Source organism: Marinobacter sp. es.042 (assembly GCF_900188315.1).
GTDB lineage: Bacteria > Pseudomonadota > Gammaproteobacteria > Pseudomonadales > Oleiphilaceae > Marinobacter.
In genome coordinates, this window is sequence record NZ_LT897781.1 from 3,204,093 (window position 1) to 3,227,332 (window position 23,240).

The window sequence follows — 23,240 nt, forward strand, 5'->3', positions numbered from 1 at the left end:
GGCTCCTGTATGGAGCCTTTGTTGTTTTCAGCCTGTGGAAAAAGCATGAGCCAGAGTTCTGACACCATCGCAGCCATCGCCACCGCACCGGGACAGGCCGGAGTTGGCATTGTTCGTATCTCAGGGCCCAGGGCCCGCGCCATTGCAAAAAAGATGCTGGGGTTTGAGCCGAAACCGCGATACGCCCATTACGGCCCCTTCCATGACAGCCATGGCGAGTTAATAGACGAAGGCATCGGCCTGTTTTTCCCCAACCCTCACTCGTTCACCGGCGAAGACGTGTTCGAGCTTCAGGGGCACGGTGGTACGGTGATTCTCGATCTTCTGCTCCGTGAGGTGTGCAGCCAGGGGGCAAGACTCGCCCGGCCCGGAGAGTTCTCCGAGCGGGCGTTTCTGAATGACAAACTGGACCTGGCCCAGGCCGAAGCGATTGCCGACCTGATTGAAAGCAGTTCGGAACAGGCGGCCCGCTGTGCGGTTCGTTCGATGCAGGGTGTGTTCTCTCGGCAAATCGAGGATCTGGTGGAGGCGGTCACTCATCTACGGATCTACGTGGAGGCGGCGATCGATTTTCCCGAGGAGGAGATCGACTTCCTGGCTGACGGCAAGGTAGCCAGTGACCTTCAAAACCTCCTGGAGCGGCTCGGGAAAATCCTGGCCGAAGCCCAGCAGGGAACGATTCTTCGTGACGGCATGAAAGTGGTGATCGGCGGAAGGCCTAATGCCGGCAAGTCGAGTCTCCTCAATGCCCTGGCTGGTCGCGAAGCGGCCATTGTTACGGCGATTGAGGGCACAACCCGTGATGTCCTGCGGGAGCATATCCATATCGATGGGATGCCCCTGCACATTATCGATACCGCCGGCCTCCGGGACAGTCCGGACGAAGTGGAACAGATCGGTATTGCCCGGGCCTGGGAGGAAATCCGTCAGGCCGATCGGATTCTTCTGATGGTGGATGCGACTACCACCGATAAAACCAGTCCCCATGAAATCTGGCCGGATTTTATCGACCAGCTACCGGCCAACGCCCCGGTGACGGTGATACGGAACAAGGTGGACCTCTCTGGTGAACCGGTCGGTATCAGTGCCGAAGGCCACCAGAGTGCTCCGGTGATCCGGTTGGCGGCAAAGTCTGCCGAGGGTCTGGAGATACTCCGGGACCATCTCAAACAATGCATGGGGTTTGCCAGCACCACAGAAGGTGGTTTCCTCGCCCGGCGCCGCCACCTTGATGCCCTGGAGCGCGCCCAGGACCTGCTGATCCAGGGCCAGAGCCAGCTGGAGGGTTTCGGTGCCGGTGAGCTTCTGGCTGAAGACCTGCGTGCCGCCCAGGATAGCCTGGGCGAGATCACCGGGCACCTGACGCCTGATGAGTTGCTGGGCAAGATCTTCAGCAGCTTCTGCATCGGAAAGTAGGGCTACCCTGTAAAAGCCAGATCCTCCGCATCGAGCTGCATCAGGTTCTTGCTGGGGCTGAGCATGCTGGTGGCGTGGCTCTGGGCCCGGGGCAGCAAACGTTCAAAATAGAATTCGGTGGTGGCGAGCTTGGCCTGGTAAAAGCCGGTGGATTCCTCGCCACCGTTATCGAGTTTATCCACAGCCACCGCAGCCTGACGCAGCCAGATATAGGCCATGGTGACGTAGCCGCTATACATCAGGAAATCGTAGGATGCGGAACTCACCACATCGCGATCCTTGCGCGCCGCGAGCATGATACGGACGGTCAGCAGGTTCCATTGCCCGGTCAGCTTGAGCAGTTCCAGAGCCCGGGGCCGTAGCCGTTTATCGGTGAGATGCTTTCGGGCAAAATTGGCAATGTTCAGGGTGAATTCGCGCACCGCGCCTCCCTGGGTCATCAGCAATACCTTTCGTCCCAGAAGGTCCAGCGCCTGGATTCCGGTGGTGCCCTCGTACAGGGTGGCGATGCGGGTATCCCGGACAATCTGCTCCATGCCGTGTTCGCGGATGTAACCGTGGCCGCCAAAAACCTGGACCCCCAGGTTGGCCGCTTCGCAGCCGAGTTCAGTGAGAAAGCCCTTCAGAATTGGCGTCAGGAAGCCAAGTTTGTCATCGTACTTTTCCGCCTTTTTATCGTCACCTTCGGTGAATCCCTCGACCATGTGATCGGCCAGCCGGGCCGCGTAATACAGCATGGCCCGACCGCCTTCGGCGATGGCCTTCTGGGTCAGTAACATCCGGCGCACATCAGCATGATGGATCAGGCTGTCGGCGACCTGGTCCGGCTCTTTCTTGCCTGAGAGCGCCCGCATGGAGCGCCGATCTTTTGCATAGGCCAACGCCCACTGATAGGACAGCTCCGCCGGCCCGACGCCCTGAATGGCAGTGCCGATGCGGGCGGTGTTCATGAAAGTGAACATGCAATTGAGGCCTTCATTCTCGGGGCCAATGAGAAAACCGGTGGCGCCATCGAAATTCAGCACGCAGGTGGCCGAGGCCTTGATGCCCATTTTCTTTTCCAGGCTGCCGCAGACGACACCGTTGCGCTCACCGACATCGCCGTTACGGTCGGGCAGGAACTTGGGTACGATAAAAAGGCTGATACCCCGGGTGCCCTTGGGGGCGTCGGGCAGACGGGCCAGTACAATGTGGACAATGTTCTCGGTCAGGTCGTGGTCGCCAGAGGAGATGAAGATCTTGGTTCCGGTAAGCCGGTAGCTGCCGTCGGCCTGGGGTTCGGCTTTGGTCTTTACCTGGCCCAGATCGGTGCCACACTGGGGTTCGGTCAGGCACATGGTGCCCGCCCAGCGGCCCTCGGTCAGTGGCGCAAGGTAGGTCTGTTTCTGGTCTTCCGTGCCGTGAAGGAAAATCGTGTTCATGGCCCCCAGGGACAGACCCGGATACATGGAAAAGGGCCAGTTGGCGGTACCCATCATTTCCTGTTTCAGCAGTCCCATGGACGCGGGCAGGCCCTGGCCGCCGTATTCCTCGGGCGCTGAGAGTCCCTGCCAGCCCCCCATGGCGTATTGCTGGTAGGCGTCCCGGTAACCGGCGGGTGTGGTGACTTCACCGTTGTCCAGTTTGCAGCCTTCTTCGTCGCCAGAGAGGTAAAGTGGGCTCAGCACCTCTTCACAAAACTTTCCGCATTCGCCGAGTATCGCGTCCACGATATCGGGCGTGGCGTTTTTACCGCTGGTCAGGGTGGCGTAATGACCCGGGTAATCGAACACCTCGTTCAGCAGGAATTTCATGTCGCGCAGGGGCGCTTTGTAAACCGGCATAGCGGATTCCTCTGTGGCTTTCTCAACAATATTGGGTGGGCAACCACCGTTCCTTGCCTTGTGTTTTACGCCAATACCCGGGCAGTGCCATTGACGAAAAGCACCGGGCAGACTGTCAGAATGGACAATTGGCTGAGATGACGTAGCAGAAGCCGTGGATTTCGGGTAATGATCGTTAAAGACGGTTGCGGCGTATTTCCTTGCGCCGAGGACCCCCACATATTCCTGTTCAGAGAGTGTAAAAGTCATGCAAAGCCTGTTTACTGAGATATCGAAACGCCTGTCGACACCTATACTCTGGGTATTGTTTTCGGCACTGCTGCTCAGTGGCTGTGCCAGTCCCTCGCTCGAGGACTACGCCGACCGCACGCCAGAGTTGGTTCCTGAAGAGTTCTTTACCGGAGAACTTTCCGCCCGGGGGGTGGTCAAGAATTTTTCCGGTGAGGTGATTCGCACCTTTGATGCGGATATCAGCGCGTCATGGGATGACGAGGGCGTGGGCACCCTGGATGAGGTGTTCCGCTTCGATGATGGCGAAGTGCAGACCCGCGTCTGGACCCTGACTCCCGCAGAAGACGGATACCATGCTGACGCCGGTGACGTGGTTGAACCTGGAACCATGCGTTGGAGTGGCAATGCAATTCACATGAATTATGTGCTCCAGGTGGCCTATGGCGACGGTACCCTGGACGTACGAATGGATGACTGGATGTACCTGATTACGCCCGACACGTTGATCAACCAGACCACCATGAGCAAGTGGGGAATCGACGTGGGCGAGGTGGTTCTGGTCATCCAGAAAAAGTAACAGACGACTAACCTGACCCCGAAATACCTGGAAATCCTATGTGGAAACAGTGGTTGATTGCATTGGTACTGGTGGCTGTCGCTATCGGCGGCGCTTTTGTGTATCAGAACTTCGATGATGGGACCGCCGCCCAGGGCGGCCGCGAACGTCCCGCCAGCGCGGTTAACACCATGCTTCCGCAGATGGAGGCAGTACGGGATGTGGTCAACGCCGTTGGCAGCCTCAAAGCCCTGAACGCGGTTGAATTGACCACGGAAGTCAGTGGCCGGGTGGTGGAATTGAATCTGGAAACCGGCCGCCGGGTGGGGCAGGGCGACGTCCTGTTGCGGCTTGATGATCGCCAGGCCCGGGCAGATCTGCAGGTTATCGAGGCGCAACTGGCGGATGCCCGCCGACAGCTTGAAAGGGCACAGCGGTTGCGTTCGAACAACAGTATTTCCCAGTCCCAGGTGGATCAACTGAGAACGTCAGTCGATGTCGCCGAGGCACAGCGCCAGTCAGCTCAAGTTCGTCTGGAAAACCACCGGATCGAGGCGCCGTTTGCCGGTGTGGTCGGGTTGAGTGACATCAGCGTCGGCGCCTATATTACTGCCGGAACCTCGGTGACTACCCTGGATACCACCGACCGTATGGAACTGGGCTTTTCGATCCCGGAGCGTTTCCTGGGGCAGGTGAGTCTCGGGCAAGAGGTAAGGGGCGCATCGCCGGCCTATCCGGACCAGACCTTTTCCGGTCAGCTGGTGGAGTTGGGTTCCAGGGTCAGTGAGTTGAGTCGTTCGCTGCCTGTCCGGGCACTGATCGATAACCCGGATGGTCTGCTCCGGCCGGGGCAGTTCATGTCTGCGACGCTAACACTCCGGCAACGGCAGGCGCTGGTCATCCCTGAGCAGGCGGTGATGATCCGGGGTGATGAACAATATGTGTTTGTGGCTGAAGACGGTGTGGCCCGGCGGGTTTCGGTGAGCCTGGGCTCACGCATGCCCGGTTTTGTGGAAGTTTCGAACGGTTTGAGCCAGGAAGACCCGGTGATTGTGACCGGCCAGGATCGGCTCAGCAGTGGGGACCGGGTTCGGGTATTGGAAGACGACAAAGCCATTCCCGAGAACCGTTTTATTACGGCCAGGGAGTCCTAACCGGTGGTCCTCTCCGACGTCTCCATCAAGCGGCCGGTGTTCGCTACGGTCCTCAGTCTTCTGATCGTTGTATTCGGTCTGGCAGCCCTGATGGGCCTGCCGGTGCGTGAGTATCCGGATATTGACCCACCCGTTGTTTCCATCTCCACCGACTACACCGGCGCCGCGGCCGAGGTGGTGGATACCCAGATTACCCAGGTGATCGAGGGTGCCATCAGTGGCATTGAGGGTATTCGGTCCATCGAATCATCCACCGAGCAGGGCGAATCCCGAACCAGTATCGAATTTACCACGGCCCGGGATGTCGATATTGCCGCCAATGATGTCCGTGATGCGGTGTCCCGGGTGGCCAACCAGTTGCCAGACGAAGCTGATCCACCGGTGGTGCGTAAGGCGGATTCCGATGCACGCCCGATGATGTGGGTGACCCTGCGCAGTGATGTCTGGGACAGTGCCGAATTGAGTGACTTTGCCGACCGGGTCCTGGCGGACAGGTTGTCGGTACTTGATGGTGTTGCTGACGTGCGTATCGGTGGCGAACGGCGCTATGCCATCCGGGTCTGGCTGGACCGCGAACGTCTTGCGGCCCGGGATATCACCGTGGCAGAAGTCGAACGGGCCCTGCGTGCCAACAACGTGGAGCTGCCGGCAGGATCGGTGGATTCGTCCACCCGGAATTTCACCGTAAGGGCCGAGGGCCGCCTATCGAACGTCGAACAGTTCCGGGAGCTGGTGGTTCGCCGGGATGGTAATGATCTGTTGCGCCTGGGCGAAGTGGCCAATGTCCAGATGGGTGTGGAGTCGGATGTAAGCCGGCTGCGCGCGAATGGCCAGACCGCCATCGGCATGGGGATTATCCGCCAGTCCAAGGCCAACACCGTGGCGGTTTCCGATGCCGTTCGCGCCGAGCTGGAGAAGATCCGGGAGACACTGCCACCGGAAGTCACCATCGCGGAAAGCTACGACGAATCCATTTTCATCCGGGCTTCCATCAAGGAAGTCGTCACCACGCTCGCCATTGCGGTGTCTCTGGTTATCCTGGTTATCTTCCTGTTCCTGCGCTCCTGGCGGGCGACCCTCATTCCCGCGGTGACCATTCCGGTTGCGGTGATTGGTGCCTTTATCGGTCTGGGCTTCCTGGGTTTTTCCATCAACGTACTGACCCTGCTGGCGGTGATTCTTGCCATCGGCCTGGTGGTGGACGATGCGATCGTGATGCTGGAAAACATCCAGCGCCGGATTGACGAGGGTGAGCCCCCGTTGCTTGCCGCCTACCGGGGCGCGAAGCAGGTTGCCTTCGCCGTGATTGCGACCACTCTGACCCTTGTGGCGGTGTTCGTTCCTATCTCCTTCATGGGCGGCAACATTGGCCGGTTGTTTGCCGAATTCGGCTTTACCCTGGCAGCGGCAGTGGTGTTTTCGAGCCTCGTGGCCCTGACCCTGGCGCCGATGCTGTGTTCCAAGTGGCTCAGGCACAGCCCCGAATCGGCAGAAGGGCACCGCTTCTGGGCCGCCAGTGAGAAGGTCCTGAATGGCCTGACCAATGGTTACCGCAGGCTGTTGGAGTTTTCCCTGAGGCAGCCGGGATTGTTACTGGGCCTTGGACTTGTCGGGCTGGTCATTGCCGCCGTGGTGTATCCGAAATTACCTCAGGAGCTGGCGCCTACCGAAGACCGTGCCGTGATCATCATGCCCACCAGCGCGCCCCGTGGCTCAACGGTGGAATACACCGACCACTACGTCCGCCAGGTGGAAGAGTCATTGCTGCCGTATCTGGATGAAGGCATAGCCAACCGCCTGCTCGCCATCGTCGGGTTCCGTGATGAAGAGGATAATGCGTTCATGATCATGGGCCTGGTGCCCTGGGAAGATCGGGAGATCAAGCAGCAGGAAGTGACCAGCGAAATCCGCAAAAAGTTGGCCGATGTGTCCGGCATTCGAACCGTGGCCGTGAACCCGCCGGGTCTGGGTCAGCGGGGGTTCAGCCAGGCCGTGGAGTTTGTGGTGGCCGGCCCGGACTACGAATCGGTGCAGGCCTGGAGCCAGGAGATCGTGGAGCGGGCCAAGGAAAACCCCAATCTTCAGGACCTGGATACCGATTTCGAGCTGACCCGGCCGGAACTGCGGGTAAACATCGACCGGGAGCGAGCCGCGGATCTGGATATCACGGTAGAAGACGTGGGCCTCACCTTGCAGACCATGCTGGCTTCCCGGCAGGTAACCACTTACATCGATCGAGGCCGGGAATACGATGTGATCATTCAGGCGGAAGACGCCAACCGGGCAACGCCCGAAGACCTGGGCCAGATTTTCCTGCGGCCCCGGGAGGGCGGTAACCTGATTCCATTGCAGGCACTGGTTTCCGTGCAGGAAATCGGGGCCAACCCGGACCTCCGCCGCATCGACCGCCTGCCCGCTGTGGTGATCAGTGCGTCTCTGGCGGATGGTTACGACCTGGGTTCGGCATTGACCTACCTGAACAACCTGGCTGTGGATAACCTGCCGCCGGAAGCCCGCGTCAGTTACAAGGGCCTGAGCCGGGAATTCCAGGAATCCTCGGCGGCAATCTACGTTACCTTTGCGCTGGCTTTCGTCATCGTGTTCCTGGTGTTGGCAGCCCAGTTTGAAAGCTGGATACATCCGTTGATTATCATGCTGTCGGTGCCACTGGCGGTAACCGGGGCTCTGCTGGCGCTCTGGTGGACGGGTATCAGTCTGAACATCTACAGCCAGATTGGCATCATCATGTTGCTGGGGTTGATGGCCAAGAACGGGATACTGATCGTGGAGTTCGCCAACCAGCTCCGGGACAAGGGTTACGAGGTGCGGGAGGCGATTCTCGAAGGCGCCTGTCTGCGTTTCCGTCCGGTATTAATGACCACCATATCGACGATTTTCGGTGCCGTGCCACTGGTCATTGCCACCGGTGCGGGTGCCGAGAGTCGGGCGGCGATTGGTATGGTCATTCTGGGCGGGCTGATCTTCGCCACCACGCTGACCCTGTTCATCATTCCGGTGCTCTACAACCTGTTGGCCCGGTTTGCCAAGTCTTCCAATGCGGTGGAAAAAGAACTGGAACGTCAAGCGTCCGGACAGGCGGGTGGCACGGGATTGGCAGCCGCGCCGCAGAAACGCGCCGACGATTTCTGACTGACCGGATGATTACAGGGTGGCCGGGAACTCCAGCTGGCCGCCAAACATCTCATCCGGGTGTATGTCGACACAGAAAACCTGTTGCCCCGGCAGCATTGTTGACAGGGTGACGGTACGTTTTGCGTCCGGCAGACCGACATAGGGCCGACAGCTGCTGATGTGCTGGGGCCGTTCCAGGGCATTCCGGAAGTACTCCCGGTGGGTCCATTGAGCGCCGGCGGAATGATACAGCGGATTGAACTTTCCGCGATGAATGTCCGGATTGGCGCGGGCAAGGTTGCCTTGCTGGATGCCCTGTGGATTGAGCAGGAAGCAGCGTTTTACGCCATCCACTTCCAACAGCTTGTTGCAGGCGGTGCTGAACGGCAGCTCCCGGCTCAGGGAATGGCAGGCTTCGAGAATTTCGAAACGCAGAAGGCGGAAATAACTCTCCTGATCGCGTATGTCCTGGGCTGACGACTCGCTGGAATCGGCAATGATGCGTTTTAACGCCTGTTCGGTCAGTTCCGGCTTGTGTTGTTTCAGGTTGGACGGCCTTGCGAACAGGAAGCCCTGCAGAAGATCGGCCTCGGTTTGCAGGGCAATGTGAGCCTGGGTGTGGTTCTCGATCCCTTCCAGAAGCACTAGACTGCCGCTTTCGCGAATCATCTTTACCAGACTTTCCAGCAGCATCCGGGCGCGACTGTTGTTCTCGGCGTTTACCAATAGGCTCCGGTCGAGTTTCACAATGAGCGGATTGATGCGCCATAGGCGCTCAAAATTGGAATCGCCCATACCGAAATCGTCGATAGCGATCTGAAAGCCGTGTGCCTTGGCCTTGAGGATGAATTCCAGAAGTGCGGCCGGGTTGTCGGATGCGGTTTCTACCAGTTCCAGAACCACTTTCTCGGGATCTATTCCGCTACGCTGGCATTGCAGAGCAAGCTTCTCCAGGGAAGCTTCCGGATGGATGCAGGTACCGGGATTGATATTCAGGAACAGCCAGACGGCCTGGGAGCTGGCCGCAAAGTTGTCCAGGTGAAGCTGCAGCAGGTGCCGATCCAGCTCCGGCGTCTGGTTGTTTTTTTCGGCCTGTTCGAAAAGCGTAAACGGAGAGATGTTCTCATTATTCTTTCTGACCCGGACCAATGCCTCATAGCCAACCAGTTTTCGATGGGTCGGGCTCAGGATCGGCTGGTAAACAGAACTGAAGTCATAGTCGTCGATGATCTTGGGAGTCGTGGATATTTCGGCTCCGCGATAGATGCGCCTTGGAAGTCGGACTACGCTGCTCATGGTCAGGAACCTTTGTTTCGCTAATAATCTAGCCATCCTGGCCCGATGAAAAAGTGTCTGAACAAGGAGACCAAGCGAATTGCGTACCAGACGGCCAAAAATCAAGCGTTTAACTATGCTTAACCCCGTCAAATAAATGAACATGATTGCCGCTTTCTACGCTACCGCACTGGATCCGGGCAGATTTTCGGTCGCAATGGCGGCAACGCACCAAAACAGGGTTTCTTGATGCCATCGAAAAGTCAGTTCCGTTTGCTTGGCCAACGCCGGTTCCTGCCGTTTTATCTGACCCAGTTCTCTGGCGCCTTCAACGACAATCTGTTCAAGAACGCGCTGCTGCTGCTGATCACCTTCAATGCCGGCGGTTTGATGGGGATGTCGGTGAATGTGGTGGTTAACCTGGCCGCTTTCCTCTTCATACTGCCGTTTTTCCTGTTTTCCGGGATTGCCGGCGAGATGGCGGATCGCTACGAAAAATCCCGGATCATCCGGAATGTGAAGCTGGCGGAAATTGTCATCATGGCCGTTGCTGCACTCGGACTGTGGTTCGGCTGGTACGAGTTGTTGCTGGTTCTGCTGTTCCTGATGGGTACCCAGTCCACGTTCTTCGGTCCGGTGAAATACGCGATCCTGCCCCAGGTGTTGGCGGACGATGAGCTGGTGGGCGGCAATGGCCTGGTTGGTATGGGCACCTTTGTAGCAATTCTGTTGGGCACTATTGCCGCGGGTTTGCTGATGGGGCTTGAGACCGCGGCCCGCTTGACGGCGATTGCCGTTGTGGTGATGGCGGTACTCGGCTACCTGGCGGCGCGCCAGGTGCCGGGGACCGAACCCGACGGTTCCGGTGTGACGGTGCGTTTCCGGCCGGTGGTGGAAACCTGGAGACTGATGGCTCTGGCGGCCGAGCGCCGGCAGGTGTTGCTGGCGGTACTGACCATATCCTGGTTCTGGTTTCTTGGTGCTGCCTATCTGACCCAGTTTCCCAATTTTGCCCGCACCAATCTGCTTGGCGACGAAACCGTTGTCACCCTGCTGCTGGCCATGTTCACCATCGGCATTTCCATCGGCTCCATGATGTGCGAGCGGCTCACCAAACACCGGATCACCCTGTCACCTGTGCCCTGGGGTGCCCTGGGGCTGAGCCTGTTCGGGATAGACCTGTATTTTGCGGTGCCGGATGACCCCATGGCCTCCACCTGGTGGACCCTGTTGACCGATCCTGTCTATCTGAGAGTTTTGATGGATCTGGTCGGCATCGGGATTTGTGGCGGTCTTTTCATCGTGCCTCTGTACGCCTTTATTCAGCACGAAACGCCACGGACCAAACGTGCCCGTATCATTGCTGCGCTGAATGTCATTAATGCGTTGTTCATGGTGGTGAGCGCCCTGGCCGGAATTGTGGTGCTCGGTGTGTTGGAGGTAAGCATTCCGGGGTTTTTCCTGCTGCTCTCGCTCCTGAACGGGTTGGTGTTGCTGGTGGTATGGCGACTTCGACGAAAAACAGCCGGCAGTTCTGTGGATAATTAGTTGGACAACCTACGGAAAGCCTCTGGATTACTTTCTGTATAATAAGATAAAACAATAACCTAGGTGTTTTTTTAGGGTGAATAATAAGTAGTCTTGCATGTGGATAACTTTCTTGAAAACTTTTCTGAGAAGAGTGATCCAAACCCATGAAAAGCCGTAGGTTTCGGTTTTCCACTATCCATTTAACGCTCGGAAAAGTCCCCTTTGAGCCCTGACCAGGCCACTGCCGCTTTCAACGTGGTTCGTCTCTGGTTAAAATTTGCACATCCTGACTGCAATTTCCCGGGTGAAGCGTTATACTCGCCGCCCTGTTTTTATACCCTTTTATAAGCCCGATTTCCGAGGTGAGCTGTGGATTTTCCGACCCGTTTCGATGTCATTGTCATTGGTGGTGGCCATGCCGGTACCGAGGCCGCGCTGGCGGCTGCGCGCATGGGTTCCCAGACCCTGCTGCTGACCCACAACATTGAGACCCTGGGTCAGATGTCCTGCAACCCGGCCATCGGCGGTATTGGTAAAAGCCATCTGGTAAAAGAAATCGATGCGCTTGGCGGTGCCATGGCCGAGGCCACGGACAAGGCTGGCATCCAGTTCCGGGTCCTGAATAGCCGCAAGGGGCCGGCCGTGCGCGCCACCCGTGCCCAGGCTGACCGTGTGCTTTACAAAGCCGCCATCCGCCATACCCTGGAAAGCCAGCCGAACCTGACACTGTTCCAGCAGGCGGCGGACGATCTGATTGTGGAAAACGACCAGGTGACCGGTGTCGTGACCCAGACCGGTATTCGCTTCAACGCCAGGACCGTGGTGCTTACCACCGGTACTTTCCTGGGCGGCGTTATTCACATTGGAATGCAGCACCATGCCGGCGGCCGGGCCGGTGATGCACCGGCCAATGCCCTGGCACAGCGCTTGCGGGAACTGCCTTTCAACGTTGGTCGCCTTAAAACCGGCACGCCGCCTCGCATCGACGCCCGGTCTGTGGATTTCTCGGTAATGCAGGAGCAGTGGGGGGATGATCCCACCCCGGTGATGTCCTTTATCGGCAGCCGGAGCCAGCACCCGGAACAGGTCTGCTGCTACGTGACCCGGACCACCGAACAGACACACGATATTATCCGCAGCGGTTTTGACCGTTCGCCGATGTTTGCCGGCAGCATTGAAGGTGTGGGCCCCCGCTACTGCCCGTCTATCGAAGACAAGGTAAACCGCTTTGCCGACAAGGATTCACACCAGATCTTTGTAGAACCGGAAGGCCTGACTACCAACGAGCTCTACCCGAACGGTATTTCCACCAGCCTGCCGTTTGATATCCAGTTGGCGGCGGTGCGTTCGATTCCCGGCTTTGAAAATGCCCACATTACCCGGCCGGGTTACGCCATCGAATACGATTACCTGAATCCGCAGGACCTGCGCCATACCCTGGAAACCAAGTTCATCCAGGGCCTGTATTTTGCCGGCCAGATCAACGGCACCACCGGCTATGAAGAAGCCGGGGCCCAGGGTCTGTTGGCAGGGATCAACGCTGCCCTGCGGTCCCAGGACAAAGACGAGTGGTACCCGCGCCGGGACGAGGCCTATCTGGGTGTGCTGGTGGATGACCTGATTACCATGGGTACGTCCGAGCCTTACCGCATGTTTACCAGCCGCGCCGAGTACCGTCTGATCCTGCGCGAGGACAACGCCGACCTGCGCCTGACCGAAACCGGCCGCAAGCTCGGTCTGGTGAACGACGAGCGCTGGCAGAAGTTCAATGACAAGCGTGAGGCGATCACCAACGAGCGCAGCCGCCTGGAAGCCACCCGGATCCATCCGAACACTGAGGCCGGTGAACGGGCCAACGGCTTTCTCAAGCAGCCGATGACCCGGGACCAGTCCCTGGCTGAGCTGCTGCGTCGCCCCGAGATTGTCTACAACCACATCGCCAAAATCGGTGCAGAGCAGGCCGACGATCCGGTGGTCGCGGATCAGGTGGAAATCGAGATCAAGTACGAGGGTTATATTTCCCGTCAGACGGACGAGATCGAGCGGCTCCGTAAAAACGAGAACACCGCTCTGCCGGTGGATCTGGATTATGACGTTATCGGCGGCCTGTCCAACGAGATCAAGCAGAAGCTCAAGACCGTGCGGCCGGAAACCGTGGCTCAGGCCTCACGTATCCAGGGTGTGACCCCGGCGGCGGTGAGCCAGATCCTGGTGCACCTGAAAAAGCGCGACCTGCTGCGCAAACAGTCGGCCTGATCCGCGCCCATGACCAAGTCACCCTGGCACGGCCAGCTCCGGGATGGACTGGCCACAATGGGCCTGTTCCTGGATGAGGATCGGCAGGAAAAGCTTCTGGCTTTTCTGGGCCTGCTCAACAAGTGGAACCGGGCGTACAACCTCACGGCTGTACGTGATGAGCGTGTGATGGTGTCCCGGCAACTGCTCGACAGCCTGAGCATTCTGCCGTGGGTAACGACGGATCATCTTCTGGATGTGGGCGCCGGCGGCGGCCTGCCCGGTATTCCCCTGGCGATCGCCCTGCCCGAAAAGCGCTTTACCCTGCTCGACAGCAACGGCAAGAAGACCCGTTTTCTCAACCAGTGTGTGCTGGAGCTCGGCCTGGAAAATGTCGAGGTTGTTCACGGGCGCGCGGAAGATTGCAATCCTCCGGAACCCTTCAGCCAGATCAGCAGCCGCGCCTTTACCGCGCTCGAGAATCTGGTGGGCTGGTGCGGCGATCTGTTGGCAAATGAGGGTGAGTTCCTTGCCATGAAAGGTCAGTTTCCGGATGATGAAGTGTCTGCCCTTCCGGCTGGCTGGCAGGTAACATCCAGCCATTCCCTGGCCGTACCGGGCGCCGATGGCGACCGCCATCTGCTGGTGATCGCCCGGACCGTGAATTCCCGGTAGTTTGGCAGTCCAATTTCTGAACCGGTAACCCATAAACAAGGAGGCAGGACATGGCGCGCGTGATTGCAGTGACCAATCAGAAAGGCGGTGTGGGCAAAACCACCACCTGCGTCAACCTTGCTGCCTCCCTGGCCGCCACCAAGCGTGGGGTGCTGCTGGTGGATATGGATCCCCAGGGCAACGCCACCATGGGCAGCGGTGTGGATAAAAACGCCCTGGAACTGTCCGGCTACGACATGCTGACCAAGCGCGCCAGCGCCGCCGAGGTGATCATTCCCGCCGAGGCTTCCGGCTTCGATATCCTTCCGGCCAACGGTGACCTGACGGCGGCCGAAGTCGAACTGATGAACGAGATTGGTCGCGAACACCGCCTGAGACTGGCGTTGAACACCGTTCGTGATAATTACGATTACATCCTCATCGATTGCCCGCCATCGCTCAGCCTGTTGACAGTGAATGCGCTCTCGGCGGCAGACTCGGTGCTGATTCCAATGCAATGCGAGTACTATGCATTGGAAGGATTGGCCGCGCTGATGAACACCGTTGAGCAGATTCAGGAAACGGTCAATCCGAATCTGCAGGTGGAAGGCATTCTGCGTACCATGTACGACCCTCGCAACAGCCTTACCCTGGACGTTTCCGGCCAGCTGAGCGAGTACTTTGGCGACAAGGTGTATCGTGCAGTGATTCCCCGCAATGTCCGTCTGGCCGAGGCCCCCAGCTATGGGATTCCGGCCCTGAAATACGACCGCGCCTCCAAGGGTGCGATCGCCTACCTGGCCCTGGCGGGCGAAATGGTTCGCCGCCACGGTTCAAAAAAGACATCCGCGCCGGTTGCGGTGTAACATACCGCCCTGTCACTCACTTAAGCACAACGATATTCAACGGGAAGAATGACTGACACCATGGCGGCGAAGAAACGAGGTTTGGGTGAACGTGGACTGGGCGCCCTGCTGGCGGGCTCCAAGGTCAATCTTGACCAGGAGCTCAAAGACCACGACGGTGAGCTCCGCGAAGTTCCCATTGATCTGATCCAGCGTGGCCGGTACCAGCCCCGGCGCGACATGGACCCCGCCGCCCTGCAGGAACTGGCAGATTCCATTCGCCAACAAGGCGTGATGCAGCCGGTGGTGGTTCGTCCCATCGCTGAAGGCCGGTACGAGCTGATCGCCGGTGAGCGCCGCTGGCGGGCCACCCAGATGGCCGGCCTGGACAGCATCCCTGCCATCATCCGGGATGTCCCCGATGAAGCCGCCATCGCGATGGCGCTGATCGAGAACATCCAGCGTGAGAACCTCAATCCCATTGAAGAAGCTTTCGCTCTTCAGCGCTTGCAGGACGAGTTCGGCCTGACCCAGGCCCAGGTGGCCGAAGCCGTGGGCAAATCCCGTACGACCATTACCAACCTGCTTCGACTGATCGGTTTGTCCGAAGACGTTCGTATTATGCTCGAGCATGGCGATCTGGAAATGGGCCACGGCCGGGCAATGCTGACCCTGGCGCCGGAACTGCAGATGCAGGTGGCCAAACAGGTGGTGGCCAAATCCCTGTCGGTTCGCCAGACTGAAGCTTTGGTACGGCGGGTGCAGCAGGAAACACCGGACAGCAAATCCCGGAAAAAGGGAGTGGTGGACCCCAACATTCGCGCGCTCCAGGATGATCTCGCGGAGCGACTGGGTGCACGAGTGTCGATCGATCATGGCCAGCGTGGCAAAGGCAAGCTGGTGATCGAGTACAGTTCCCTCGACGAACTTGACGGGATTTTGGGTCATATTCGCTAGTGCCAGATGTAAATCATTCTAAAGTGCTAGTTTTTCTTAAAAATACTACATGTTGTAATCATCAATATTTGATGACACAACCTGTGTCAATTAGAACGATTTGAGCGGATGTGCTGGTTGATTTTTAACCGCGAATTTGGGCGGCTCTTGTTGAACGGGCATCGGTTAACACATATAATTTCGCGCGCTTGTAACAACAGCTGGTGACATGACAGGTTTCAGAAAAGCCATCACGTACGTGCCGCTTAAAGAGTGGCTGATCATAGAGATGGTTCTTTTAGTCGTCATCAGCTTACTGTGGTTGATCGAGAGCAGAGCAGCTGGGTATTCCGCGTTTATAGGCGGTCTTATTTTTGTCATACCCAACGCCTATTTTGCGCACCGGACCTATCGGTTTGAGGGTGCTCGCCAGATGCAACTGGCGGTCAGTAATATGTTCAGGGCAGCGAGTATCAAAATTGCCCTTACCGCGATTTTTTTTGCGGCCGTTTTCACTTTAATGGAGTCAGTCCACGGGCCGGCTCTGTTATTCACTTTTGCTGTGATGGTTGCGATAGGTACGGCTTTGCGCTGGCTTATCCGGCCGCGCCCACAGCGATGACTGGACGAGAGCAGTATGGCAGCTGATACCCCAGTAGAGTATATAAAGCACCACCTTACCAACCTCACCTACGGCAAACTTCCGGAAGGCTATGAGCGAGTCGATCCCTACAGTAGCGACGTCACAGTGCTGCAGGAAGCGACCTGGACATTCGCCAAAACCGGCCAGGAAGCTGCCGATATGGGCTTCATGGCATTCCACGTCGATACCCTCGGCTGGTCCATTGCCATGGGAGTTCTCTTTCTAGGACTCTTCCGGTTTGTCGCCAAAAAGGTGACCACTGATACTCCGGGCGGTCTTCAAAATGCAGTAGAGATGACCTTCGAATTTGTTCAGGGCATCGTACGAGACGTGTTCCATGGCAAGAATCCGCTTGTTGCGCCGCTCGCGCTGACTATTTTCGTGTGGATCCTGCTCATGAACACTCTGAAGCTGATCCCGGTTGACTACATCCCTTCTATTGCTTCGGCTCTCGGCTTGGGCTACTTCAAAATCGTGCCTACCACTGATCCCAACGGAACCTTTGGAATCTCGATCGGCGTATTCCTTCTTATTCTGTATTACAGCTTCAAGGTCAAGGGCCCAGGAGGTTTTGCCAAAGAGCTGTCTTTTAACCCGTTCAATCACTGGCTGCTGATTCCGTTCAACCTGGTGCTCGAGATCCTGGCCTTGATCATCAAGCCGATCAGCCTGGCACTGCGTCTGTTCGGTAACATGTACGCCGGTGAAGTGGTATTCATCCTGATCGCGCTTCTGCCATTGTGGATCCAGTGGACGCTGAATGTTCCCTGGGCTATCTTCCACATCTTGGTGGTTACGCTGCAGGCTTTCATCTTTACAACGCTGACTGTGGTCTACCTCAGCGCAGCGCACGAAGATCATTAATCTATTCTGTAAACAAACCCTTAACTATCTGAAAAACTGAGGAGTCTTCAATGGAAATGGTATACATCGCAGCTGCGCTTATTATCGGTCTGGGTGCCCTGGGCGCCGGTATCGGTTTTGGTCTGCTGGGCGGCAAGCTTCTGGATTCCACCGCTCGCCAGCCTGAAATGGCCAACCAGCTGCAAACCAAAGCCTTCATCATGGCTGGTCTGCTTGACGCCGTTCCCATGATCGGTGTTGGTATTGCTATGTACCTGATCTTCGTTGTTGCTGGTTAATCAAAACGAGACCTGAGGGCGCCGGCTGATGCCGCGCCCCACTTCCCGTTAACCGGGACGCAACGAATAGCAAGAGGTATATCGCCGTGAATATAAACCTTACGTTGATAGGGCAATCGATTGCTTTCGCTATTTTCGTCTGGTTCTGCGTCAAATATGTATGGCCGCCTATCACGGCTGCCATGGCAGAGCGCCAGAAAAAAATAGCCGACGGCCTTTCTGCTGCAGATCGGGCTTCTCTGGATCTGGAGCTTGCCCAACAAAAAGCTTCCCAAGAGCTTCAAAAGGCGAAAGAAGAGTCTGCTGCCCTGATTGATCAGGCAAACAAGCGTGCCGCCCAGATTGTAGAAGCCTCCAAGGATGATGCTCGCAAAGAAGGCGAAAAGCTCCTTGAACAGGCCAGGGCGGAAATTCAGCAGGAGCGTGTCCAGGCTCGCGATGCACTCAGAGCAGAAGTCGCTACATTGGCTGTTGCTGGTGCCGAGAAGATCCTGGAAACCTCTGTAGATGCCAAAGCTCACAGCGAGATGCTGGACAAGCTGGCCGCAGAACTCTAAGCGAGGGTCACCATGGCAGAACTTACTACGTTAGCCCGACCCTACGCGAAGGCCGTTTTTGGTGCTGCGCAAGACCAGAAAGCTGTTGATCTGTGGGATCAGGCTCTGGCTTTCGCGGCTCAGGTGGCGGCTGACCAAGAGGTAAAGAACATTCTGGCCATTCCTGGCCTGTCTGAGCAACGCAAGGCGGAACTCTTCGCTGACTGTTTTGAAGAGCCGCTGCCTGAAGCACTCAGAAACTTCCTGTTGATTCTTGCTGAAAACAAGCGCCTGCCGTTGTTGCCGGAAATTTCAGCCCTGTTCAGCCTTTACCGCGCGGATCTTGAGCGCACAGTCAAACTGAAGGTGAGCACGGCATTTGAATTGACCGAAGAGCAGCAGCAGAAGCTCATCGAAGCGCTGTCCAAAAAGCTGGAGCGCAAGGTGGCCCTGGAAACCGCCGTCGATCAGTCCCTGATTGGCGGCGTGGTAGTAAATACGGGTGATCTGGTTATCGACGCTTCAGTCCGAGGCAAACTGGCCAAGATGGCCAGGGCTATGGGCTCCTGATTTCAGCACAAGGTTTGAGGACAAAGGCATGCAGCAACTGAATCCATCCGAGATCAGTGACATCATCAAGAAGAGGATCGAAAAGCTCGATATCTCTTCCGAAGCAAAAAACGAAGGTACGATCCTGTCGGTTTCTGACGGTATCGTACTTATCCACGGTCTTGCCGACGTTATGTACGGCGAGATGATCGAATTTGCCAATGGCACATACGGTATGGCGCTGAACCTGGAGCGTGATTCGGTAGGTGCTGTTGTATTGGGCGACTACGAAGACCTGGCCGAGGGTCAGAAGGTTCGTTGTACCGGACGTATCCTTGAAGTGCCGGTTGGTCCAGAACTGATGGGTCGTGTGGTCGATGGTCTCGGTAACGCGATCGATGGCAAAGGCGATCTGGGCACCTCCCTCACCTCACCGGTCGAGAAGGTTGCGCCGGGCGTTATTGCACGTCAATCCGTTGATGAGCCTGTTCAGACTGGCCTGAAGGCGATCGATACCATGGTGCCGATCGGTCGCGGTCAGCGTGAGCTGATCATCGGTGACCGTCAGATCGGTAAGACCGCCGTCGCCATCGACGCGATCATCAACCAGAAGAATACCGGCATCAAGTGTATCTATGTTGCCGTTGGCCAGAAGCAGTCTTCTATTGCCGCTGTTGTGCGCAAACTGGAAGAGCACGGTGCGATGGATCATACCATCGTCGTTGCCGCAGGCGCCGCAGATCCCGCAGCGATGCAGTTCCTGGCTCCGTACTCCGGCACTTCCATGGGCGAATACTTCCGTGACCGCGGTGAAGACGCTCTGATCATCTACGATGATCTGTCCAAGCAGGCTGTGGCTTATCGCCAGATCTCCCTGCTGCTGCGTCGTCCGCCAGGCCGTGAAGCTTACCCGGGTGACGTATTCTATCTGCACTCCCGTCTGCTCGAGCGTGCGTCCCGGATCAACGCTGATGAAGTTGAAAAACTCACCAATGGCGAAGTGAAAGGCAAGACCGGTTCCCTGACTGCACTGCCGATCATCGAAACCCAGGCCGGTGACGTTTCTGCGTTCGTACCAACCAACGTAATTTCCATCACCGATGGTCAGATCTTCCTGGAAACCAACCTCTTCAACTCCGGTATCCGTCCGGCAATGAACGCGGGTGTTTCGGTATCGCGGGTTGGTGGCTCTGCCCAGACCAAGATCATGAAGAAGCTCGGCGGTAACATCCGTCTGGCCCTCGCCCAGTATCGCGAGCTGGCGGCGTTCGCTCAGTTCGCGTCAGATCTGGATGAGGCGACTCGTAAGCAGTTGGAGCATGGTCAGCGCGTCACCGAGCTGATGAAGCAGAACCAGTACAGCCCAATGTCGGTTGCTGAGATGGGTACCGTACTGTACGCAGCCAACGAAGGCTTCCTGGATGATGTCGACGTCAATAAAGTGGTTCAGTTCGAAGCTCAGCTTCTCGACTGGATGCGCGCTGAGCAAAAAGACCTGCTCGATAAGATTGGCGCCGAAGGCAAGTACGATGATGACATCATTTCCGGCCTGAAAGCTGCTTTGGAGAAATTCAAGACCACTCAAAGCTGGTAACGACTGGAAGCCCGTCGCGGCGGGCTTTCTTGTCCACATGAGTGTCTAACTTGAAAAGGCAGTGACTTATGGCCGCAGGAAAAGAAATACGCAATCAGATCGGAAGCATCAAGAGCACGCAGAAGATCACTAGCGCCATGGAAATGGTCGCGGCGAGCAAGATGCGCAAGGCTCAGGAACGCATGAAGGCGACACGCCCTTATGCCGAAAAGATGCGGCAGGTAATCGGACACATAGCAAAGTCCAACAAGGATTACGTGCATCCCTTCATGCGTGAGCGGGAAGTTAATTGTGTGGGTTACATCGTGATTTCCTCTGATCGGGGATTGTGCGGTGGCCTGAACGGTAACGCCTTCAAATTGCTCGTGCGTGAAATGAAGCAGTGGAAAGATAAAGGTGTAGAGACCGATCTCTGCGCTATCGGGCAAAAAGGGGCCTCATTCTTTCGCAGTTATGGCGGAAACGTGGTAGCAGCCCTGACCCACTTGGGGGACAGCCCAAGCGCAGAGAAGCTCATCGGTAACGTCAAGGTCATGCTTGATGCATTCGAAGACGGCAAGATTGATCGTCTTTATGTCATTTACAACGAGTTTGTAAACACCATGACCCAGCAGCCGAAGTCCAAGCAGCTTCTGCCTCTGCCGGAAAGCCAGGATGAAGAAGTTGGTCACCAGTGGAATTACATCTACGAGCCTGATTCACGGCCCATCCTGGATGGGTTGATGCCACGTTATATCGAATCCCAGGTCTATCAGGGAGTGGTAGAGAATCTGGCCTGCGAGCAGGCTGCGCGGATGATTGCCATGAAGAGCGCGACAGATAACGCGGGTAGCATCATTGACGAGCTACAGTTGGCTTACAACAAGGCCCGTCAGGCAGCCATTACGCAAGAAATTTCGGAGATTGTGAGCGGCGCGGCTTCGGTCTGATCCTGCCCACAATCCTACTGGTTTTATTGACTATTAAGATAACGAGGAACCGAGCATGAGTAGCGGACACATCGTTCAGATCATAGGCGCGGTTATCGACGTGGAATTTCCACGTGACTCCGTTCCGGGCGTTTACGACGCACTGCTGCTTGAAGGTGGTGAGACAACTCTGGAAGTTCAGCAGCAGCTGGGCGACGGCATTGTACGTACCATCGCCATGGGCAGCACTGAAGGCCTCAAGCGTGGCCTGAAAGCCGAGAATACCGGCAAACCAATTTCCGTTCCCGTGGGCACCAAGACTCTGGGTCGCATCATGGACGTTCTGGGTCGTCCCATTGACGAGCAGGGCGACATCGGCGAAGACGAGCGCTGGGCTATCCACCGTAAAGCACCCGGCTATGCCGACCAGTCAGCCTCAGCTGACCTGCTGGAAACCGGCATCAAGGTTATCGACCTGATTTGCCCGTTTGCCAAGGGTGGTAAGGTTGGTCTGTTCGGTGGTGCCGGTGTTGGTAAAACCGTAAACATGATGGAACTGATCAACAACATCGCGAAAGAGCACTCCGGTCTCTCTGTATTCGCAGGTGTTGGTGAGCGGACCCGGGAAGGTAACGACTTCTACTACGAAATGAAGGAGTCCAACGTTCTCGATAAGGTTGCCATGGTTTACGGCCAGATGAACGAGCCCCCTGGAAACCGTCTGCGTGTTGCCCTGACCGGCCTTACCATGGCCGAGAAGTTCCGTGACGAAGGCCGTGACGTTCTGTTGTTCGTCGACAACATCTACCGTTACACCCTGGCCGGTACCGAAGTATCCGCACTGCTCGGCCGTATGCCGTCAGCAGTAGGTTACCAGCCGACACTGGCTCAGGAGATGGGTGAACTTCAGGAGCGTATTACCTCCACCAAGGATGGCTCCATCACCTCCATCCAGGCGGTATACGTACCGGCAGATGACTTGACTGACCCCTCTCCGGCAACCACCTTCTCGCACCTTGACGCGACAGTGGTACTGAGCCGTGACATCGCATCCAAGGGTATCTATCCGGCGATCGATCCGCTCGACTCTACGTCCCGTCAGCTGGATCCGCTGGTGATTGGCGAGCAACACTACAATGTTGCCCGTGGCGTTCAGAACGTTCTACAGCGTTACAAGGAACTGAAGGACATCATCGCCATTCTGGGTATGGACGAGCTGTCTGAAGAAGACAAGCTGACCGTTTCACGCGCCCGTAAAATCGAGCGTTTCCTGTCCCAGCCATTCCACGTAGCGGAAGTGTTTACCGGCTCTCCCGGTAAGTATGTCTCCCTGAAGGAGACCATCGCCAGCTTCGAAGGCATCCTCAACGGTGATTACGACGATATGCCGGAGCAGGCTTTCTATATGTGTGGTGGCATCGAGGAAGCTATCGAGAAGGCGAAGTCAATGAAAGCGAAGGAAAGCAAATAAGCGACCTTCACTTTCTGACGCAAGAGGCGTAAGAAATGGTTATGACCGTACACTGCGACGTCGTAAGTGCCGAAGAGAAGATCTTCTCCGGGCTGGTGGAAGTACTGACTGCCACCGGGACTGAAGGTGAAATGGGCATCCAGCTTGGCCATGCTCCGCTACTGACCGCGCTCAAGCCCGGCGCTGTGCGGATTGTCAAACAGGGTGGTGATGAAGAAATACTGTACGTTTCCGGGGGATACCTGGAAGTGCAGCCCAACATCATCACCCTCATGGCCGATACCGCCGTTCGTGCAAAGGATGTGGACGAGGCTGCGGCACTGGAAGCGCAGAAAGAAGCCGAGAAGGCACTGGCGAACAAAACAGGCGAGTTTGAATACTCACGTGCTGCTGTTGAGCTGGCGGAAGCCGCTGCTCAGCTGCGCACCTTGCAGAAACTGCGTAAGAACGTTCGATAGGATCGTTTTTCCGTTTCTGGATCTCGCCTGAGACAAGACCGCATCCTGAAAAGGCCGGCAAGGTTTGTTGTCCATGAACAACCTTGGAGGCCAATTAGGACGCGGTTTTTCTTTTTTGGAATGTTTACCCGATCACTCACAGGGGTAGAACT

The 23,240-nt window shown here is 57.0% G+C and carries 20 protein-coding genes; 18 read left to right on the forward strand and 2 right to left on the reverse strand.

The genetic code is table 11. The annotated features are described in order from the left end of the window. Window positions 1-45: 45 nt before the first annotated feature. Window positions 46-1,416, forward strand: coding sequence for a tRNA uridine-5-carboxymethylaminomethyl(34) synthesis GTPase MnmE (gene mnmE / locus CFB02_RS14905; RefSeq protein WP_088558618.1), 1,371 nt, complete (start codon window positions 46-48; stop codon window positions 1,414-1,416). Window positions 1,417-1,418: 2 nt separating this feature from the next. Here the strand turns inward: mnmE and CFB02_RS14910 are convergent, their stop codons facing one another. Next, window positions 1,419-3,239 carry an acyl-CoA dehydrogenase C-terminal domain-containing protein gene (locus tag CFB02_RS14910; protein ID WP_088558619.1) on the reverse strand — a complete coding sequence of 607 codons (1,821 nt, stop codon included), beginning with the start codon at window positions 3,237-3,239 and terminating at the stop codon, window positions 1,419-1,421. Between the two features lie 247 nt (window positions 3,240-3,486). On the opposite strand from CFB02_RS14910, the gene CFB02_RS14915 reads away from it, so the two are divergent. The 3 genes from CFB02_RS14915 to CFB02_RS14925 are packed head-to-tail and all read left to right on the forward strand — an operon-like array spanning window position 3,487 to window position 8,330. Next, window positions 3,487-4,047, forward strand: a complete 561-nt coding sequence (locus CFB02_RS14915; protein ID WP_008172557.1) for a DUF3833 domain-containing protein — start codon at window positions 3,487-3,489, stop codon at window positions 4,045-4,047. A gap of 38 nt (window positions 4,048-4,085) precedes the next feature. Then, window positions 4,086-5,180: an efflux RND transporter periplasmic adaptor subunit gene (locus CFB02_RS14920; protein WP_088558620.1), complete on the forward strand. Its 1,095-nt coding sequence runs from the start codon at window positions 4,086-4,088 to the stop codon at window positions 5,178-5,180. A 3-nt stretch (window positions 5,181-5,183) separates the two neighbouring features. Further along, window positions 5,184-8,330, forward strand: coding sequence for an efflux RND transporter permease subunit (locus CFB02_RS14925; protein ID WP_088558621.1), 3,147 nt, complete (start codon window positions 5,184-5,186; stop codon window positions 8,328-8,330). A 12-nt stretch (window positions 8,331-8,342) separates the two neighbouring features. Here the strand turns inward: CFB02_RS14925 and CFB02_RS14930 are convergent, their stop codons facing one another. Then, complete coding sequence (locus tag CFB02_RS14930; protein ID WP_088558622.1) at window positions 8,343-9,608, reverse strand: EAL domain-containing protein; 1,266 nt, start codon at window positions 9,606-9,608, stop codon at window positions 8,343-8,345. A 228-nt stretch (window positions 9,609-9,836) separates the two neighbouring features. Here CFB02_RS14930 and CFB02_RS14935 point away from each other — a divergent pair, with 228 nt between their 5' ends. The 14 genes from CFB02_RS14935 (at window position 9,837) to CFB02_RS15000 (ending at window position 23,088) form a co-directional block, all read left to right on the forward strand. After that, on the forward strand, window positions 9,837-11,135 hold the full coding sequence (locus CFB02_RS14935; protein ID WP_088558623.1) for an MFS transporter: 1,299 nt from the start codon (window positions 9,837-9,839) through the stop codon (window positions 11,133-11,135). A 351-nt stretch (window positions 11,136-11,486) separates the two neighbouring features. Then, window positions 11,487-13,373, forward strand: a complete 1,887-nt coding sequence (mnmG, locus tag CFB02_RS14940; protein WP_088558624.1) for a tRNA uridine-5-carboxymethylaminomethyl(34) synthesis enzyme MnmG — start codon at window positions 11,487-11,489, stop codon at window positions 13,371-13,373. Between the two features lie 9 nt (window positions 13,374-13,382). Beyond that, window positions 13,383-14,027: a 16S rRNA (guanine(527)-N(7))-methyltransferase RsmG gene (gene rsmG / locus CFB02_RS14945; RefSeq protein ID WP_088558625.1), complete on the forward strand. Its 645-nt coding sequence runs from the start codon at window positions 13,383-13,385 to the stop codon at window positions 14,025-14,027. 50 nt (window positions 14,028-14,077) lie between these two features. Next, a complete protein-coding gene (locus tag CFB02_RS14950) occupies window positions 14,078-14,872 on the forward strand; it encodes a ParA family protein (protein WP_088558626.1) in 795 nt (264 codons plus the stop codon). 60 nt (window positions 14,873-14,932) lie between these two features. Continuing rightward, window positions 14,933-15,808 carry a ParB/RepB/Spo0J family partition protein gene (locus tag CFB02_RS14955; RefSeq protein WP_088559264.1) on the forward strand — a complete coding sequence of 292 codons (876 nt, stop codon included), beginning with the start codon at window positions 14,933-14,935 and terminating at the stop codon, window positions 15,806-15,808. Window positions 15,809-16,016: 208 nt separating this feature from the next. Further along, window positions 16,017-16,409 (forward strand): ATP synthase subunit I, encoded by a 393-nt coding sequence (locus CFB02_RS14960; protein WP_088558627.1) that lies wholly within the window; start codon window positions 16,017-16,019, stop codon window positions 16,407-16,409. A 15-nt stretch (window positions 16,410-16,424) separates the two neighbouring features. Beyond that, the gene (atpB, locus tag CFB02_RS14965; RefSeq protein ID WP_088558628.1) at window positions 16,425-17,294 is read left to right on the forward strand and encodes a F0F1 ATP synthase subunit A; all 870 of its coding nucleotides are present in this window, start codon (window positions 16,425-16,427) and stop codon (window positions 17,292-17,294) included. Window positions 17,295-17,344: 50 nt separating this feature from the next. After that, on the forward strand, window positions 17,345-17,572 hold the full coding sequence (gene atpE / locus CFB02_RS14970) for a F0F1 ATP synthase subunit C (protein WP_088558629.1): 228 nt from the start codon (window positions 17,345-17,347) through the stop codon (window positions 17,570-17,572). Window positions 17,573-17,658: 86 nt separating this feature from the next. Then, complete coding sequence (locus CFB02_RS14975) at window positions 17,659-18,129, forward strand: F0F1 ATP synthase subunit B (RefSeq protein ID WP_088558630.1); 471 nt, start codon at window positions 17,659-17,661, stop codon at window positions 18,127-18,129. A 12-nt stretch (window positions 18,130-18,141) separates the two neighbouring features. Continuing rightward, complete coding sequence (locus CFB02_RS14980; RefSeq protein WP_088558631.1) at window positions 18,142-18,678, forward strand: F0F1 ATP synthase subunit delta; 537 nt, start codon at window positions 18,142-18,144, stop codon at window positions 18,676-18,678. A gap of 28 nt (window positions 18,679-18,706) precedes the next feature. Continuing rightward, window positions 18,707-20,251 carry a F0F1 ATP synthase subunit alpha gene (gene atpA, locus CFB02_RS14985; protein WP_088558632.1) on the forward strand — a complete coding sequence of 515 codons (1,545 nt, stop codon included), beginning with the start codon at window positions 18,707-18,709 and terminating at the stop codon, window positions 20,249-20,251. A 68-nt stretch (window positions 20,252-20,319) separates the two neighbouring features. Next, entirely contained in the window at window positions 20,320-21,180 is an 861-nt protein-coding gene (gene atpG / locus CFB02_RS14990; protein ID WP_088558633.1) for a F0F1 ATP synthase subunit gamma, read from the forward strand. A 55-nt stretch (window positions 21,181-21,235) separates the two neighbouring features. Further along, a complete protein-coding gene (atpD, locus tag CFB02_RS14995; RefSeq protein ID WP_088558634.1) occupies window positions 21,236-22,630 on the forward strand; it encodes a F0F1 ATP synthase subunit beta in 1,395 nt (464 codons plus the stop codon). A gap of 35 nt (window positions 22,631-22,665) precedes the next feature. Beyond that, complete coding sequence (locus tag CFB02_RS15000; protein ID WP_088558635.1) at window positions 22,666-23,088, forward strand: F0F1 ATP synthase subunit epsilon; 423 nt, start codon at window positions 22,666-22,668, stop codon at window positions 23,086-23,088. Window positions 23,089-23,240: the final 152 nt, after the last annotated feature.

Bases quoted from the DNA above. Each gene is read 5' to 3' on its own strand.
- mnmE (WP_088558618.1), top strand. From the start codon at position 46: ATGAGCCAGAGTTCTGACACCATCGCAGCCATCGCCACCGCACCGGGA.
- CFB02_RS14910 (WP_088558619.1), bottom strand. From the start codon at position 3,239: ATGCCGGTTTACAAAGCGCCCCTGCGCGACATGAAATTCCTGCTGAAC.
- CFB02_RS14915 (WP_008172557.1), top strand. From the start codon at position 3,487: ATGCAAAGCCTGTTTACTGAGATATCGAAACGCCTGTCGACACCTATA.
- CFB02_RS14920 (WP_088558620.1), top strand. From the start codon at position 4,086: ATGTGGAAACAGTGGTTGATTGCATTGGTACTGGTGGCTGTCGCTATC.
- CFB02_RS14930 (WP_088558622.1), bottom strand. From the start codon at position 9,608: ATGAGCAGCGTAGTCCGACTTCCAAGGCGCATCTATCGCGGAGCCGAA.
- CFB02_RS14935 (WP_088558623.1), top strand. From the start codon at position 9,837: ATGCCATCGAAAAGTCAGTTCCGTTTGCTTGGCCAACGCCGGTTCCTG.
- rsmG (WP_088558625.1), top strand. From the start codon at position 13,383: ATGACCAAGTCACCCTGGCACGGCCAGCTCCGGGATGGACTGGCCACA.
- CFB02_RS14950 (WP_088558626.1), top strand. From the start codon at position 14,078: ATGGCGCGCGTGATTGCAGTGACCAATCAGAAAGGCGGTGTGGGCAAA.
- CFB02_RS14955 (WP_088559264.1), top strand. From the start codon at position 14,933: ATGGCGGCGAAGAAACGAGGTTTGGGTGAACGTGGACTGGGCGCCCTG.
- CFB02_RS14960 (WP_088558627.1), top strand. From the start codon at position 16,017: ATGACAGGTTTCAGAAAAGCCATCACGTACGTGCCGCTTAAAGAGTGG.
- atpB (WP_088558628.1), top strand. From the start codon at position 16,425: ATGGCAGCTGATACCCCAGTAGAGTATATAAAGCACCACCTTACCAAC.
- atpE (WP_088558629.1), top strand. From the start codon at position 17,345: ATGGAAATGGTATACATCGCAGCTGCGCTTATTATCGGTCTGGGTGCC.
- CFB02_RS14980 (WP_088558631.1), top strand. From the start codon at position 18,142: ATGGCAGAACTTACTACGTTAGCCCGACCCTACGCGAAGGCCGTTTTT.
- atpA (WP_088558632.1), top strand. From the start codon at position 18,707: ATGCAGCAACTGAATCCATCCGAGATCAGTGACATCATCAAGAAGAGG.
- atpG (WP_088558633.1), top strand. From the start codon at position 20,320: ATGGCCGCAGGAAAAGAAATACGCAATCAGATCGGAAGCATCAAGAGC.
- atpD (WP_088558634.1), top strand. From the start codon at position 21,236: ATGAGTAGCGGACACATCGTTCAGATCATAGGCGCGGTTATCGACGTG.
- CFB02_RS15000 (WP_088558635.1), top strand. From the start codon at position 22,666: ATGGTTATGACCGTACACTGCGACGTCGTAAGTGCCGAAGAGAAGATC.